Source organism: Burkholderia sp. ABCPW 14 (assembly GCF_001523835.1).
In the GTDB taxonomy this organism is placed as follows: domain Bacteria; phylum Pseudomonadota; class Gammaproteobacteria; order Burkholderiales; family Burkholderiaceae; genus Burkholderia; species Burkholderia mayonis.
In genome coordinates this window covers 1-14,548 of the sequence record NZ_LOVS01000145.1, presented here as the reverse complement: position 1 = coordinate 14,548, position 14,548 = coordinate 1, and the positions used below count along the sequence as shown (strand labels likewise).

General features: G+C 60.4%; 10 protein-coding genes and 4 pseudogenes. 3 read left to right on the top strand and 11 right to left on the bottom strand.

The genetic code is table 11. From position 1 onward, the window contains the following. Nucleotides 1–434: 434 nt before the first annotated feature. From WS62_RS22405 to WS62_RS22375, 7 genes and pseudogenes are all read right to left on the bottom strand, one after another. Entirely contained in the window at nt 435–2,129 is a 1,695-nt protein-coding gene (locus tag WS62_RS22405; RefSeq protein WP_066575421.1) for a type VI lipase adapter Tla3 domain-containing protein, read from the bottom strand. Then, nucleotides 2,126–4,465 (bottom strand): DUF3274 domain-containing protein, encoded by a 2,340-nt coding sequence (locus WS62_RS22400; RefSeq protein WP_066575418.1) that lies wholly within the window; start codon nt 4,463–4,465, stop codon nt 2,126–2,128. Before WS62_RS22400 ends, WS62_RS22405 begins: the two co-directional genes overlap by 4 nt. Before the next feature lie 19 nt (nt 4,466–4,484). Then, nucleotides 4,485–7,268 carry a type VI secretion system Vgr family protein gene (locus tag WS62_RS22395; RefSeq protein ID WP_066575414.1) on the bottom strand — a complete coding sequence of 928 codons (2,784 nt, stop codon included), beginning with the start codon at nt 7,266–7,268 and terminating at the stop codon, nt 4,485–4,487. 305 nt (nt 7,269–7,573) lie between these two features. Beyond that, entirely contained in the window at nt 7,574–8,362 is a 789-nt protein-coding gene (locus WS62_RS22390; RefSeq protein WP_066575412.1) for a DNA adenine methylase, read from the bottom strand. Between the two features lie 142 nt (nt 8,363–8,504). After that, a complete protein-coding gene (locus tag WS62_RS22385; protein WP_066575409.1) occupies nt 8,505–9,050 on the bottom strand; it encodes a lysis system i-spanin subunit Rz in 546 nt (181 codons plus the stop codon). Continuing rightward, nucleotides 9,050–9,547, bottom strand: coding sequence for a lysozyme (locus WS62_RS22380; protein ID WP_066575397.1), 498 nt, complete (start codon nt 9,545–9,547; stop codon nt 9,050–9,052). The genes WS62_RS22385 and WS62_RS22380 overlap by 1 nt, the downstream gene beginning before the upstream one ends. 31 nt (nt 9,548–9,578) lie before the next feature. Further along, a pseudogene (locus WS62_RS22375) lies at nt 9,579–10,367 on the bottom strand (phage portal protein); the annotation flags it as partial. Here WS62_RS22375 and WS62_RS22370 point away from each other — a divergent pair. From WS62_RS22370 to WS62_RS38880, 3 genes and pseudogenes are all read left to right on the top strand, one after another. Continuing rightward, nucleotides 10,353–11,345, top strand: a complete 993-nt coding sequence (locus WS62_RS22370) for a terminase gpA endonuclease subunit (RefSeq protein WP_331460083.1) — start codon at nt 10,353–10,355, stop codon at nt 11,343–11,345. The pseudogene WS62_RS22375 and the gene WS62_RS22370 overlap by 15 nt on opposite strands. Before the next feature lie 10 nt (nt 11,346–11,355). Continuing rightward, a pseudogene (locus WS62_RS34595) lies at nt 11,356–11,550 on the top strand (phage head-tail joining protein); the annotation flags it as partial. Then, a complete protein-coding gene (locus WS62_RS38880; protein WP_066575389.1) occupies nt 11,492–11,683 on the top strand; it encodes a hypothetical protein in 192 nt (63 codons plus the stop codon). The pseudogene WS62_RS34595 and the gene WS62_RS38880, both read left to right, overlap by 59 nt. Here WS62_RS38880 and WS62_RS38875 read toward each other — a convergent pair. The 4 genes and pseudogenes from WS62_RS38875 to WS62_RS38380 all read right to left on the bottom strand — a co-directional run. Further along, nucleotides 11,602–11,772: pseudogene (locus WS62_RS38875) on the bottom strand (phage terminase large subunit family protein); the annotation flags it as partial. The gene WS62_RS38880 and the pseudogene WS62_RS38875 sit on opposite strands and share 82 nt — an antisense overlap. Nucleotides 11,773–11,800: 28 nt before the next feature. Beyond that, nucleotides 11,801–12,370 carry a MarR family transcriptional regulator gene (locus WS62_RS38385; protein ID WP_066575386.1) on the bottom strand — a complete coding sequence of 190 codons (570 nt, stop codon included), beginning with the start codon at nt 12,368–12,370 and terminating at the stop codon, nt 11,801–11,803. Nucleotides 12,371–12,717: 347 nt separating this feature from the next. Beyond that, nucleotides 12,718–13,308, bottom strand: a complete 591-nt coding sequence (locus WS62_RS36795; protein ID WP_156441080.1) for a hypothetical protein — start codon at nt 13,306–13,308, stop codon at nt 12,718–12,720. A 208-nt stretch (nt 13,309–13,516) separates the two neighbouring features. After that, nucleotides 13,517–13,975, bottom strand: a pseudogene (locus WS62_RS38380) (hypothetical protein); the annotation flags it as partial. Nucleotides 13,976–14,548 lie beyond the last annotated feature (573 nt).

The window sequence follows — 14,548 nt, the reverse complement described above, 5'->3', positions numbered from 1 at the left end:
CATCCACACCTCGTCAGGATTTGCAGGATTCACGCGTCAATATGCCTGCTTCCTGCAAATCCAACAACACCGTTTCGGCATCACAGCCTTTCCGTATAAGCCGTCCAGGATTGTTCAGGTTCGACTACATAGCCTCGGCATCCAGGACCGCGCATTTCCCAAGGCGATGTGATAAAGGCATGCACGCAGCGAAGCACAAGCAACAACGCCGTGCTTCGAAAGGTCCATACCCACCACCAATCTGCACCGTTGGCACCGGCCATGCCATGAATCAACCCCGCGCAAACTCCAAAATCCCAAAGCCGAGGAAGGTCGCCATAAACAAGACAGAACGCACTGGCGAAGGCAGCATCCATTCCCGAACGTCGTCAGGTTTCGCATTTGTGGATTGGATCTGACGGTCGCGCTCTTTCATGGAGTTCACGATATAGCCATCATTTGAACGGATTCGCGCCGTTGTTCGCTTGAGCCCACGCTGCTTTACTCGTCGCGTCGGGCGGGCTAACCATGATGATGCTCGCTGTACCATTAGGGCGCCGGTTGACGGTCGCACTCGCTCCGCCATCCTGATAGCCTGCAATCAGTCCCAAACCGATCTGTACAAGTGGCGAACTCACACCGGTGTTGCCAATGCGAGCACCGATATCGTAACCATCCTTGACGTCGCTCAGGCTCGGGGCAGCCGCGCCTGCTTGCGCGAGCGCCTGATTCAATGGGACAGCCCATAGGCGATCGCCAGTCGTATCGTAAAACACGCGTTTCGGCTCCTTCCCGCCTGGCAACGTTGCGACGGCCTGCTCCCACCCCGCTTTTAGCGCTGCCGCCTGAGCCACAGTCTTGAGCGGTTGTCCGTGATCGTCGGTCAGCTTTACATCAACCGGACGATGGAGATATCCGAGCAAAGGTGCATCGTCGAATTGCTTGACCTGCCACGTCGTCCAGCGCACTGGAATATACAGCGTTGGCGTGAACTGACCCGGCCCTTTGTTGTCGATGGTTTTCCAGAACGCCGGCAATTTCGCCTGCCACCACGTAGACGACATCACGCCAATCGCTCCCGGATACAGAACGCCAGCCTGCTTTTCCTGCTCGATGTAATGCGCTGTGAAGCTGTCAGGGCCGCGGCCGTCGTTCTGCTCCCAAAAGAAATTCCACAGCTTGATGATGTCGTATTCGGTACTGTTCCGATCGATCTGCGCAGTCTGCTCGACGGCGTACGGACGAATAAGTTTGTCCACTCGATCCGAACGGGACACGAGGATGGCGCCCATACTATCCGGCAGTTCGGGAATGATGTGTCCCGCGCGAGATGTTCCGCCACTACCAGGCGCAACAAGAAGCGAGCGCAGCATCGACCCGTCCTGACTGACCACCAAGGCAGCCGGTACGTCTGGATGCGAGTCGAAGAACGCGAACAGCTTCTCGATCATTGCCGCGCCATCGCTAGTATTAGCGTCCGCCTCCCACAGGAAAAGCGTCACACCAAGACTCGCTTTTTGCCTGCCATCAGCAATATTCTTTGCCGCACGAAAATCATTCCGCTTGTCTTTTGGTGGTCCCCAGACAATGGTTGGCACCGGCCAGTATTCGACGGCATGACGACCGCCTTCCTTGAATGACAAAGTAGTTGACACACCAAGATCAGCCATCCGGATATCGTCACTATCCGGATAGTCTTCCGGATTTGCCGATACATACGATGCGTGGTTGTCAGCCTTTTTTTCGATCTCGCGCCAGATTTCCTCGTCGGCATATTCACCAACCACGATCCCCATTCCACGAACCTCAAGCACGTACTTTTGTCCGGCCTGTGACAACATCGTGGAAGAGCCGTTGAAGCCGTGCGCTACGACTGCACTGCTATCTTGATTGCCCGAAACCGGACGGTCGGATGTGCCAGCAGTCGCCACCGGAGATCGATGCAACCACGCGACGCTCGCGGCGTACGCCAAGGCGATCAAAGCCAAGATCACTAGCACGCCATTCCGAATGCTACTTCCCATTTGCGGCATCTCCTGCCCTGTCGTTTGCCAATAACTGTAGTGTCGCGCCATCACAAAGATAGTCCAGATTATCGCCACCACAAAAAACGCGGCAGCATACGGCCAAATTCGCGGTCTCGCGATCATCGCGGCATCCCCTGGAATACTTCCCCGAGCGTCTTATTCCCATACATCATCTGGGCTTTCTGCGCCTCTTGTTTGTAGTACTCGGCCTGAGCCTTCTCTTGTGCAGCGATGGCCGCTGATGTCAATTCACTGGTTACCAATGGCGGCGGAGTCGAAGACACGTGCGCATCAGGAAAAATCCCGTACATATAATAGTCGGAACAGGCTTGAATAAAATCCTGCATCTTGGAATCAAGACGATCATAATTTGCATTTTTTTTAATCTTGGCGAGTGACGCCGGAACCATTTTCCAGTCCGCCATCAGGATCAGCAATTCGCGCCAAACCGGATCATCGAGCGTGACGGCCTGACCAATCGCGACGTCCATCGCGGTCACCCACCGATGATTCTCCGTGCTGTGCAGCACACCCGAATGGTAATTGTTGGGTTCTCGAGCGTCCGGATTCTGCTGCATGTCCAGACGAGCTTCATTCGGGGTTTGCTCTCGTTGAATGAGATACTGCGGCGGAACGATCGGAAGCAATGCGTTCTTGATCATTGAGGTCGCAGATGTGTCCGGGACCACCCGCCAATTCTGCGACTGACCGTCGATCGCCTTGCCCTGATTGAAAGCAGTCTTGTAAGACTCGATGCTAGCCAGCGGATTACGCGTCGTCTCGACGGTAATCCATTTGAATGACGCGTATTGATTGCCCAACGAAACATCCTTCGTGACATCGTCTGGCGTCATCATCCCGGCCACGTCGGCGTGGCCGGGACGTGGACCACCTTTCTTGATTTCGCCACCGTACAAGTCGGGTTCGCACGGCGGCTTCAGTTCCTCACCGTTAATAAAACGGATATCGTTACGAGTAAATGACGCCTGCAGAGCAGCATTCTTGCTCGATTCAAGCACCGTGCCCAACATGGTTCCATCCGTATCAGGTCCAGGTGTAAGTCGCTCGAACCGGTCGCGCACGGGCACCCGCGCAGGTGATGTGCCGACCAGCACCTTCTTGAACTTGCCATTGCCGTTATCATCGCGCTCCATCCGCGTCCACACGCGCTGGTGGAAACGCTTGGGCGCAAGGGCCGTCATGGCCTGCATGGTCTTACCATGTTTGGCGGCAGATCCATCAGCAGGCACTTCATCAGGCACACCAAACGTTCCGATCCCGCGCACTTTCTTAAGCCCTACCACCGTATCTTCAGGGCAAAAGTACAGATACACCTTGCCGCGATTGTCTCGCTCGTCGAACGTAACCCAGTTCTTACCGTTCTTGTCCAGTCGCTTTCCGCAGGTCTTGCTCCAGTTCGCGCCTGCTCGACCACTTGATTGCTCCGCAGTGATCAGCAGGTCTGCCAGATCGGGAACGGTATGCGGCTCGCTCGTAACCACATTGACGATATCGATCAGCGTTTTCAGCTTTCCGTGGCCGGTCTGGTTGCCGTCGTCTTCCGTTGCGTAGAGGCTGTAGGGTGTGTCCACCATGATGATGCAATCAACGCAACGCTGCCCCTGTTGCTTAAGAATCGCCTGTGCCAGCAGGGTAATGATCGTCCCCTGACTGTGGCCCAACACTGTAATGGTTTCATGCCGAGGGTCTATGCCATGCTCAGAGGCTAACGCCTTCGGCTGGATTGTGCGAATCGTCTTGATGAGGTTCGCCAGTCGCGTCGCTGCCAGTACGAAATAGCGCCGATCAGGCGCTTTGCCCGCGAACACGCTGTTCCCAGCCACTGCGTTGCGCATCACAAGGCGCGTTTTCAAGTCCGGCTCGAAACCTCGACCGTACATCTGCGGGATGTTGTTGGTTGCGTTGGCAAAGAATCCGCCGGCCTTTGCAAAGTGTGCATCGAGCCGATTTCCGTTGACATCCTGATACTGGCCACGTGTCATAAGGTTGCCGCGATCGTCTGCCACCCGACTCTTGATGATGCCGGGGTTATTCAATTTGGCAATATCCCGATTGTCGGCACGCAACCCCCAATAGAACGGAATAAAAAAACTTTTCGTGATATTGGGAAGTTCGGCACGCTGATATAGATACATATCAGGATCGGACAAAATCTCCGCTTGCCGCTTGCTCGGATTTTTTTGAGTCTTTGCTCGTTGATAAAGGGCGCCGTAGCTACCCTCCTTCAAATCGGTCCGTGACAAGCGCTCATTGAGCCCTTGACACAGCCCTTGCTCGACAACGGAATACACGGCACCCGGATCGTTCACCCCGTGAATAAAGATCACGATGCCCGGCAGATCACCCGGCAGTTGCACGTTGCGAGCATCCGGTCGATCCGAAATCGTGACGCCAGCGCCCTGCGCATGCACACGATAGTCGTTGTTGGTCTCGGCCACAGAATTCTCCCCTGTCGTTTCAGAGCGACGGCTTCAAGATATCGATCTTGGCGATGCGCATCACGTCGTCCTTCACCAGATCCGTCAGCCCACTGGCATCCGACTTCCCTTCGATGATCCGACCGTCGTTGAGCGCGATGCGATATTGCTGGTTAGCCGCCAGCGCCGGCGTTTCCGGCGTATGCCCAGGGAAGTGCAAACGGAACTGCTGGTCGGTCGGCTGGTTCGTGAAGGATGTTTTCGAAGCCTGCTCCGTCGACGGCCCGCCCCACTGGTGCGACGCCGACAGCAACTTGATGTCACCGTTCGTGCCGAGCGTCACGCCACCGCCGATCTTGATATAACTGCCGTCTTCGGCAACGAACCGGATCGTCGGTGCGGTGACAAGCACCTCGTTCTCATTCGTCGCGATCTTGACGCCCTTCTGAGCATTCGCCGTCAGGGTGTCGGCCTGCGCCTGCAGCAACATCGGCCCCTCACCGGCCACGGCCTGTACGCCAGTGCCGCGCGCGAACAACTGCATTCCCTGTCCGGCCGTCGCATTAAAGCGCTGACCGCTCATCAACTGAAGATGCTGCTGCGCGACCTGATCAATGTTCTCGCCCGCGTAAGTAACATGTGTCTTCGGCGTCACGTTCACTGAACCGGCCTGCGCACCGAACGCCATCAACGCCTGCGAACCGCCTGCGACGCTACTCGATTCCGATGCGCCGCTACCCGGCGTCCAGCCCTTGAACGCCTGCGCGACGGCGGTCTGGCCTGCCGTATCTGCCGCCTGCCCGCCGTGCTGTCCCGCGTAGTCGCCGAGCGACTTGAAGAGTTCGGTACACTCGCCGAGCAATTGCAGCAATTCATCGCGATCGAGCTGGCCGCCGCTCGCCTGCGAGCGCGCATAGGTCGTTAGCAGAATGCCCTGCGCCGCCCGCAGCGCCGCGGCCGCGTCCGTGCGCAGTTCCGCGCCTTCGCCACGATCCTGTCCGACGCCGTTGTTGCGCGGCTGGGTCAGGTAACCCAAATTCAACTGCGTATGCGCGTGCTCGCTCGCGAGTTGGGCGCTTATCTGCTGCGGCGTATCGTCGAGCCGGAGCTGGTTATATTTCCGGCCCTTGATTTCCTGCGTCTTGATTCCCGACACGAAACGGTTGCCCGGCAGCGAACCGGTATGAGTGAACGTCGCGGGCGTGTTCACGCCGTTTCCGAGCACACAGAGAATCACCAAACGGTCGGGATCGCCCGCGATACAGCCCAGCAGGACCTCCATGCCGGCGCGCGGCAGGAACGATACGCCGAAGCCCGCCCCGGCCAAACTGGACGCCACACGGATCGGGGCACTGTCGCCCGCATTGCCGTTGGTGCCTGCGCCCTGCGCATGCGCGTGATCGCCCGCATCGAGCCCCTGTATCTGCACGTAGACCCGGCCAAGTTCGTCGCACACGACTTCCTCGCCGTTGCGCGTCACAATCACGCCCGTGAGCAGATGGACTGGCGGCAGGTCGATCTTCGGATCGTACGCGGGCGTGAGCGGAACGCCGCGCCGCACGCAGGTGAACGCGTTCTCGTAGCGGGTATCCGATTCCGCCTCGAGCGTGGCTGGCAATGCGGGTGCGGCCTGCGTCAGATTGCGGCTCGCGGTAAATAACGCGTGCACGCGCCCCGTCAAGCCCTTCGGCAGATTGTTCCAGACCTCGTGATGCACCGACGTGATCATGAACTGCCGTTTCTCGACCGGCTGCATGTCGAGATCGACATCGCCGGTCAGCGTGAACCAGTGGCCGACCGGCATATCCCGCACACTGCTTACGCCGTCGTAGCGCTCGGCGTCGAATTGATGCGCGAGCATCCGGTCGCGCGTAATCCGATCGTGATCGTCCCACGAATCGCCGACATGCGGAATGTCGATCGCCACGTCCGTCAGCAGGTTCGCAAGGTCGTTGCCGGCTTCGCCCTGATCGATACTCGCGGTCGCCGCCGAATCGTGGACACGCCCCTGCTTGTAGTCCCACGACGGCCGGCTCGCCTGCCCGGAAATCAGTTGCTGATGCAGCGCAAACAGCGTGATCGTATCGCGCTGCTCGGTCGCGGCGTCGCGCGGGTGCAGGCGCACCGTGCCCGCCGGGGCCTCCGGCAATTGCAGCGGGTTGTCGCAAAAAACAAGCGTATGGACGGGCGTCTCGTCGTGAATGTTGCGCGGTGGCTTCGCGGGACCGACTTTCGCGAACACGTTGATGCCCTCGCGGCGCAGCAGCCGGCGCACGAACTTCGCGTCCGACTCGTTGACCTGCCGGGTCAGCTCGCGCGCCGGATAACGGCTTCGGTCGAGGCCGGACAGGTCGAACTCGAACGCCGCCGCGAGCGCCGGGCTACGACGCCGCCATTCGTTCAACAGGACCGCCAGCACGTCGACGACGCTCGTCTTGCGGAACACACGCGAATTGGTGCGCTTGTCCATCAGCGACAGCGCGTCACACACCGTAAGCTGGTATACGCACAGCTCGCCGTCGCTCTGGCCGATCTGCACGTCTTTGACTATCGCGTTGATGAAGCGGAGCTGGCCGCGATCGGTGACAAGCCGCAGAGAGACGGGCACGCCAAGGAATAGCCGGGGCGACAGATCGTGACGCGTCGACACACAGGTCAGGTGCCCGTGGATGCCTGTCATCAGCGCTTCGCGAATGCCCGCGTGCTGAAGGGCCAAGAGCGGCCCCAAGGTACTTTGCAGTCGGCCGAAATTCAGCGCGACCGGCCGATTGTTCCAGTCGACGGCCCCCGCCGCGAAACTGCGTAGTGTTTCATTTAATGACACAACCGCCCTCTCAATTCTTATTGAATGCGTATTGGATTCAGGCGATCGGGCCGCGTGTCGCGACGGGCAATCCGCCGAGTTATCGCTGCAAGGATATCAAATCCGCAGACGAAAACTGGAAAATGGCAGATGTGTGGCGCGCCGAACCGTCCCATTTAACCAAGATTGACATGCAGCAGCCACCGATTTTGTCGTATCTTTCGCGGTGGAAGGATTTGTAACGTCTGGTCCTTCCGCATGCAGTAAATCGGCCCATGCAGTACCCGACCTGCCGCCCTCCTGACGGCAGGTCGATCTCTACCGCCTCAGAACAATCCAACCGGCTGTGCCGCGTCGTCCCAGCTAAAAATAATCAGTTCGCGGCGCTCGACGCCCTTCCCGCCGCCTATCGTGTACTGAATCGGCATGCTCTCGATGTGGAAGCCGGCAAACACGCGCCGGATCTCCGGATGGTCGTTGAGGCTGACGATCGCGCGCCCCTTGATCGACCGCAGCCGCTCGGCCATCTTCTCGTACTCCGCGAAAGGGAACGCAACGCCGTACCCCTCAGTCTCGAAGTACGGCGGGTCGACGTAGAACAGCGCGTGCGGCCGATCGTAACGATCGATGCAGGTCGCCCAATCGAGCCGCTCGATGTACGCATTCGCAAGGCGAATGTGCGCTGCCGATAGCTCCTCCTCGATGCGCAGCAGATTCAGGCCGGGCGGCGTAGTCGTCGCCGTTCCGAACGTTTGCCCCTCCAATTTGCCGCCAAAGCAACTTTTCTGAAGGTAGTAGAACCGCGCCGCGCGCTGAATATCGGTGAGCGTTTCCGGGACCGTATGCTTGAGCCATTCGAAGACCTGCCTGCTCGTCAGCGCCCATTTGAACTGACGTACGAACTCTTCAAGGTGGTGCTGAACGACGCGATACAGGTTCACCAACTCGCCGTTGATATCGTTGATCACCTCGACCTTGGCCGGCGGTCGCATGAAGTAAAGCGCAGCCCCGCCTGCGAAAACCTCGACGTAACACTCGTGCTTCGGAAAGTGCGGGATGATGTGTTCCGCGAGTCGACGCTTGCCGCCGATCCAAGGAATGATGGGATTTGCCATTGTGAAAGCCGTTTTTAAACTTGGTGTAGAATCCGGCCCGCCTACGTAGGTAAGCAGGGCCTTGGCCGATTCACTGGCATGGACAGTGGAAAGGCGGCCGTCATGCGTGTTCGCGCACGCGCGCCGGCCGCCCTGTTTCTCGTTACTTCCGCTCGCAGCCCGGCGTCTCGGGCCGAACCGCACACACGTAGCCCTGCAGGGCCGTCAGTTTGTCGATCTCGCGCTGATCGTCTCCGGCGACGGCAAAAACGCGTTCCGCAACCGCTGCGTCGACGTCAGCGTAGGCGGCGGCACCATCGCCCACGCCGGCGGCGCTGGAAGCACCGGACACACCGTCACGATCGGCTGCCGTGCAGTTTCGGACGGCGACGCGCAGCCGCTCAGTGCCAGCGGCAAGAGCAGCCCGCAGGCTGCGATTCTCTGCTTCATGGTCGATCTTCTCCTTCGTGGTTCGTTGGTCAACAGCGGCCACCGCCGACGTGGCTGCCTCGTGCGCGGCGATCGCGCGCTGCTCGGCGTCGAGCGCGGCACGCGAGATCGCGCCCAACGCTTCGGCATGCCGTTGCGCGTCGAGCGCTCGCGCGGCCTGCTCGTCGGCAAGCCGGCGTGCGCTGATCAGGTACTCGACACCAGCACCCGCCGCCATGCCAAGCAGCGCGGCCAGCAGATACGGAGCTGCTTTCGGCATCACAGCCCCCGCTCGCAGATCGCGCGCTCTTCCGCGCGCCGCTTCACCAAGCCGGGCAACACCCGGCCCCGCGCCGTTACCCATTGCGGGCGGCCGTCGTCGGCCTCGTTGATCGCGCGGCACCCGCCGCGTAGGTCGCCCGTGTTGAAGCGCTTCGCCGTCGTGCTGTTGCAGTACGCGTTCGCGCCGACGTTGTATGCAAAGCTGACGGCTGCAGCGAGCTGATACGGACGATCTTTCAGCCCCGGCGTGCAACGCAGCACGGGTTCGGCGTGCGCAATCAGTTGCGTTTCGAGCGACGCGCGGCACTCGGCTTCGCTGCACGCCTGGCCGACGACAACGTCGCGCGTGTCGCCCATGCACTTCGTCGGAATGCCGACCGGATCAAGGTAGCCCACCGCCTTGACGCCCTCGAACTTCGGCACGACCACGGCCAGCACGCCGGCCGCGATCGCACCGACGACGCCGGCGAGCGTCTTCTTCGGCACCTTAACCATGCTTGCCACCTCGACGCCCCTTGTTCTTGATCAGGTTGCTGACCTCCTGCCGGAACAACACCGCGTCGTCGAAGTTGTCGAGCGAATGCAACCGCAGCAGCACCGTCGACAGTTCCGGCACGCCGCGGACCTGCCCCGGCCGCAGCGCGAGGAACACGTGCGCGATCTCGTCGGCCGGCACGCGCACCGTCCGCGTGCTGTCCCCCGCCTGCCGACCGTACTCGCCGGGATGCCGGGTCAACAGGTGATAGGCAATGCGCCGTCCGTCGTCGTCGAACTCGACGCCGTTGACGATCTCGCCGCGCGGCAGGCGTTCGTTCTTGCTCACCGGCAGATGATCGGCTTCGAGCAATTGCACCTGCAACGGCACGGCCAATCCGTCATGCCAACTGCGAAGTCGCCGCCGCACGAGCACCTCGCCGTCGCTGAAGAACGCTCGAGCGGCCAGCGTCTGCAAACCCGCCATGTCGAACAGCCCGTCCGCGTCGATCTCCGTTGCGCTGTCGTCCCAAAGCAGCTTTTGCGCGTTTCGCATCGCCTCGTCGGGATGCCGCGGATGCGCCTGTATGCCAGAGCCGATCGTGTTCGACACGAGCCGCGTGATCGCGGCTTTCGCCCACGGGTCGTTTCGAATAGCGTCGCGCGCCCGATGCCGCATAAGCGGCAGGTTTTGCGCCGCCGCCGCGTTCGGCCCCGCGCTCGACGCCTTCCACGACCGTGCGCGAGCGCCGCCCGTGCTCGCGGATTCGTACACCGCCGCCTTCAGCCGCGTCGGCACCACGAATCCCCGCCGCGCGAGCATCGGATGCGCACGGCTCATCGAACCCCCTTGCCGTATCCGGCGTTCGTGGTGCCGGCGGGCGGTCTGCTGCTGACGCTCGGCGTCGACGTGCAGCATGATCGCCTGGCGATCGTGCTGCGCGCGTGGGGGCGTGGCGAGGAAAGCTGGCTGGTCGTATGGGACGAGATCTTCGGCAACGTGATGGACCAACGCGAAGACCCGTTGACGGGCGGCGTATGGGGCGCGCTCACGACGCTGATCACGCACGCCTACCGGCATGAAACAGGCGGGCTGCCGCGGGTCCGGGCGACGTCGATCGATTCGTCGGACGGCTCGACGTCGGACGCGGTTTACAAGTATGTGCGCGCGGCACAGCGGCGGGGCTTGAACGTCTTGGCGATCAAGGGCGGTACGGATGCCAATGCGGAGATCTTCAGCACGCCGCGCGCGTCGGTCGACTCGACGCGGAACAACAGCAAGGCGGCGAAGTACGGGTTGCGGCCGTACATGGTCGGCGTCAGCAAGGCCAAGGATCTGATCCTCGACAACCGGCTCAAGCTGGACGGCGACGGCCCCGGACGCATGCACTGGTATCGCGACGTTCGATCCGATTATCTGTCGCAGTTGACGGCCGAGGTGAAGGTGCCCGCCTGCATCGGCACCAAGCGCGTCTGGCAGAAGAAGGCCGGCGCGCGAAACGAGGCGCTCGACTGCGAGGCGTATGCGCTGCATGCGGCGCGCAGCGTCAAGACGCATCTGATGACGGAGCTGCACTGGCAGGTCGAGCAGCAGCGCCTGTCGCAGGTGTCGCTGTTCGAGGCGGTGCCGGTGCTCGACGCGTTGCCGTCGGCGCTGCCGGTCGAGGTGCTGCCGGATTCGCCGAAGGATCGCGATGCGGGCACGGATCCGCCGCCACCGCAGCAAACCGCACAACCCATCGAAACCCCGCCGCCGAGCGGGGTTTCGCGCATTCAGGGGCGTCGCGTCGGCCGCTCGGCCTACCTGACGCGTCGCTAGGAGAAAGCCGATGGCTTACACAAGGCAGGATCTGGATCGCATCCAGTCCGCGATCGCGAAGGGCGAGCTCGAAGTGCAGTATGCGGATCGCCGCGTGAAGTACCGCTCGATCCTGGAGCTTCGCGAGGCGCAAACCGAGATCATTCGTGCGCTCGACGGCGCGAGCGGGCGCTCGCGCATCGTTCGGCTGCGGCACGCCGGCAAGCTTCGCCGACAGGCGCGGCGTCACCTCGACCATCGGTTCGAACTTCTCCATGTTGAACTTCTTCGCCGACTTCTCTTTCGCGAACATGATGATCATCGGGCACGGATCGACATCGATCCGCCGGCCGATGTAGTTCAACAGCACCCCATCCGTCCACGCGACCTGCGCCGACTTCATGCACACGACCTTCTGCACGCGCGGATCGTCGAGAGCCGCGTGCATGCCGAACACCCACGGCGTGATGTTCGGGTTATAGCGGCCGGGGCTCGCCGTCGCCTTCGCACTCATCCGCCGATGCTTGCGCGCCCAGTCCGTCGTCCCGATCTTCTGCGGCGGACGCAATAGCTGCACGATTCGCCGAATCACCGCCCGAACCGTCTGGGTCGTATCCAGAAAGCTGTTCAAGACACCCATACATATGCTCGTTCAACCATTCGAGGTCAATTTCAACGTCATACAGCGCGCGCAATTCCTGCACCAGCTTGTCGGATAGCGCGAGCAGTTCCGTCTGAAAGGCACCGACCATCTGGCCATATGCGTGCTCAAGCTGCGCTGCGTTGACCAACTGCCCTTTCTTTTCGGCCAGCGTCAGCAACTTGATTTCGTGATCGACACGTTCGGTCATCGCGCGTTCGGCCACAAGGTCAATACCGGTCTCGCTCGCGCGACCGGCGGCCATCTCTCGCAAGTGCCGAAGGTAAGCCATGCGGATCTCATCCATCGACGCCGTTCGATAGTCGATGTTGAGTCGGTCGACCAGACGCGAAACGGCCGACCGATCGAAGTCGAGATGCTCCGCGATTTGTTGTTGGGTTGGCATGAATATGACCCCCCTAGGTCATTCACCAGTAGAGAAAAAGCGCGGGTGCGCACCCCCGCATGCACCCGCGCAATAGGGTCCCCTGCCCATTTTCTAGGCAGCGGCGACCCCGACGGCAAGCACCGCGACCGCGTGATCACCCGCACGCTCCATCGCCTACACGATGCGGTCCATTGGATCATCGAATACGAAGCCACGCGCGGTAACGCGCCCCGTGCTTCGATCCTCATTCCACGCCGACCAGACCTCGCCCGGCCCGCCATTCGCCAACTCGCTTCGCATTTCAGCGCCCCAATGCAAAAAGCCCCGAGGGCTTTCGCACTTAGGGCTTCAGGTGAATTCTAAATTTAACTGTCCGCTAACCTTATCCACTCATTTGGCTGCAATGGTCCTCCGACATCAATCTTCTTAAGTGATAGGCGGCCGTGATAAAAAACCAATATTACAGTAACGAGACCAGCGATAAACCGTTTACGTAACTCCGGCACATGCGACTGCGTCGCCAATGCCCGCATCATCATATGAAAATCAGAGCCACGCCCTGCCCATGCGGCTATACATCCTACTCTTTCACGATGATCAGCCAGCGATAGATCAGACTCAGTAGCATTATGCGCAAAGTCATTCCGGATTCTACGAATCGTTTGCAGTACGGACGCAAATTCGGCATCTATGATTCCAAGTCGTTGTGCAAGCGAGATTTTCGCACCAAAGGAAGACAAAGCATTCCCCTGATCGAAAAGCCGATCGCGCGTGCTCTCCGACGGGATCAACACACGTTTGATCAGATCTTCAAGGTCAGCGTCGACCTTCGCGGCTCCAAGTACAACGACCGCGCGCTCACTTTCGCGAAGCAGCGCATCCAGTAACGCTGCTTCCTTACGTGAAATCAGCTCGTCCCGCGCTCCGCCAGCCATTCGCTCACCCATTTCAAGCAAACGATCAGAATCTCGGATAGGAATTGTACCCGGACCATCGAAATCGGAAATCTAAGGACGAACGCTTCCACACGACCTAACGGGCTCCACTGTTTGTTCTTATGTCCCGAGAGGTTTGCACGACTAACGCGCGGTGCCAGCGATCATCCAGTGACGCGGTAAAGGATGACTGAAGTTTACGGCATTCACTCTTGAAATGGAAGTCGCTTCATTCTCGCAATTGCCGACGCATCGTATCGAACACCGACCCATTCACGTTATCGAGAAGCGCAAGCATGTCATGAAAACGTCGCGACCAGTGACAGCGATACTCATCAAGCGGAATGCCGAGCGCCTGCGCACGCGCTGCCTCGTCGATCGGTCGACGCCCCGATCCCGCGCAGTCGGGGCAGATGTACCGCCCGCCTGTCCGCACGACGCCGCGACCTTCGCAACGCACGCACTGATCGTTGACCCACTCATCGAGCAAGCGAAGCGCGAAACGCTCAACGATATCCACCTTCGCCCGTTCGACGGAATGTCCCGCGCGTTGATCGCGGCGCTCGTTGTGCTTCAGACCAGTAAACCGCGAGCGCTTGAATCGCTCCGACGTGCGAATCATCTGCGCGAGCAGCAGCGTCGCGTGCCGAATCGATTCCCGCGTCACTTGCTGTCCGGCTTTGAGCCTCAACGGAAGATTGGCGAGCAACATGCAAAGCAACTTTTGCAAGCGCTGCAAAGCGTGTTGCACGATCCGGGCTTCGGCAAGTTGTCGCCGGGCACGATCGCAGGCGTACATCGCGCGTTGACGGGCTTCGAAGACCTGCTCGATGCCGTGCCGACGCGTCGGCCGAAGTATCCGATCGCCAAGGCAAACGAGCATGGCGTGTATGAGCCATCGGAAATCCTGTCCGCGCCCATCTCGAAGCGCACCGGGCGCGCGTCCGTCGAGATTCGGCTCGCTCAGATCGCAGAGGGCGATTGGGAGTTCGGTTTCTCGTACGCCTTCAACAGCGCGGGCGGATCGTCGCCATGCAAGCGCATCGACGGCGAATCCCCCGGCCGGTACAGGACGCGCGTCGAAGCGATCCGGGCTGCGGTTCAGGTGCTCACCCGCACCCTCGAAAGCACTAGGGAAATTCTGCACAACTAGCCTTCGCGAGTGCTTGCCATGAATCGTCGAGGCAGCGAGCATGTAGCCCATGAAACAAACTGACCTTGGACTGAACTTGTCGACGAAGCGCACGCGCAAGCGGGAATT

Bases quoted from the DNA above. Each gene is read 5' to 3' on its own strand.
- WS62_RS22370 (WP_331460083.1), top strand. From the start codon at position 10,353: ATGCGCACGGCTCATCGAACCCCCTTGCCGTATCCGGCGTTCGTGGTG.
- WS62_RS22405 (WP_066575421.1), bottom strand. From the start codon at position 2,129: ATGATCGCGAGACCGCGAATTTGGCCGTATGCTGCCGCGTTTTTTGTG.
- WS62_RS22390 (WP_066575412.1), bottom strand. From the start codon at position 8,362: ATGGCAAATCCCATCATTCCTTGGATCGGCGGCAAGCGTCGACTCGCG.
- WS62_RS22385 (WP_066575409.1), bottom strand. From the start codon at position 9,050: ATGCCGAAAGCAGCTCCGTATCTGCTGGCCGCGCTGCTTGGCATGGCG.
- WS62_RS38385 (WP_066575386.1), bottom strand. From the start codon at position 12,370: ATGCCAACCCAACAACAAATCGCGGAGCATCTCGACTTCGATCGGTCG.
- WS62_RS22380 (WP_066575397.1), bottom strand. From the start codon at position 9,547: ATGGTTAAGGTGCCGAAGAAGACGCTCGCCGGCGTCGTCGGTGCGATC.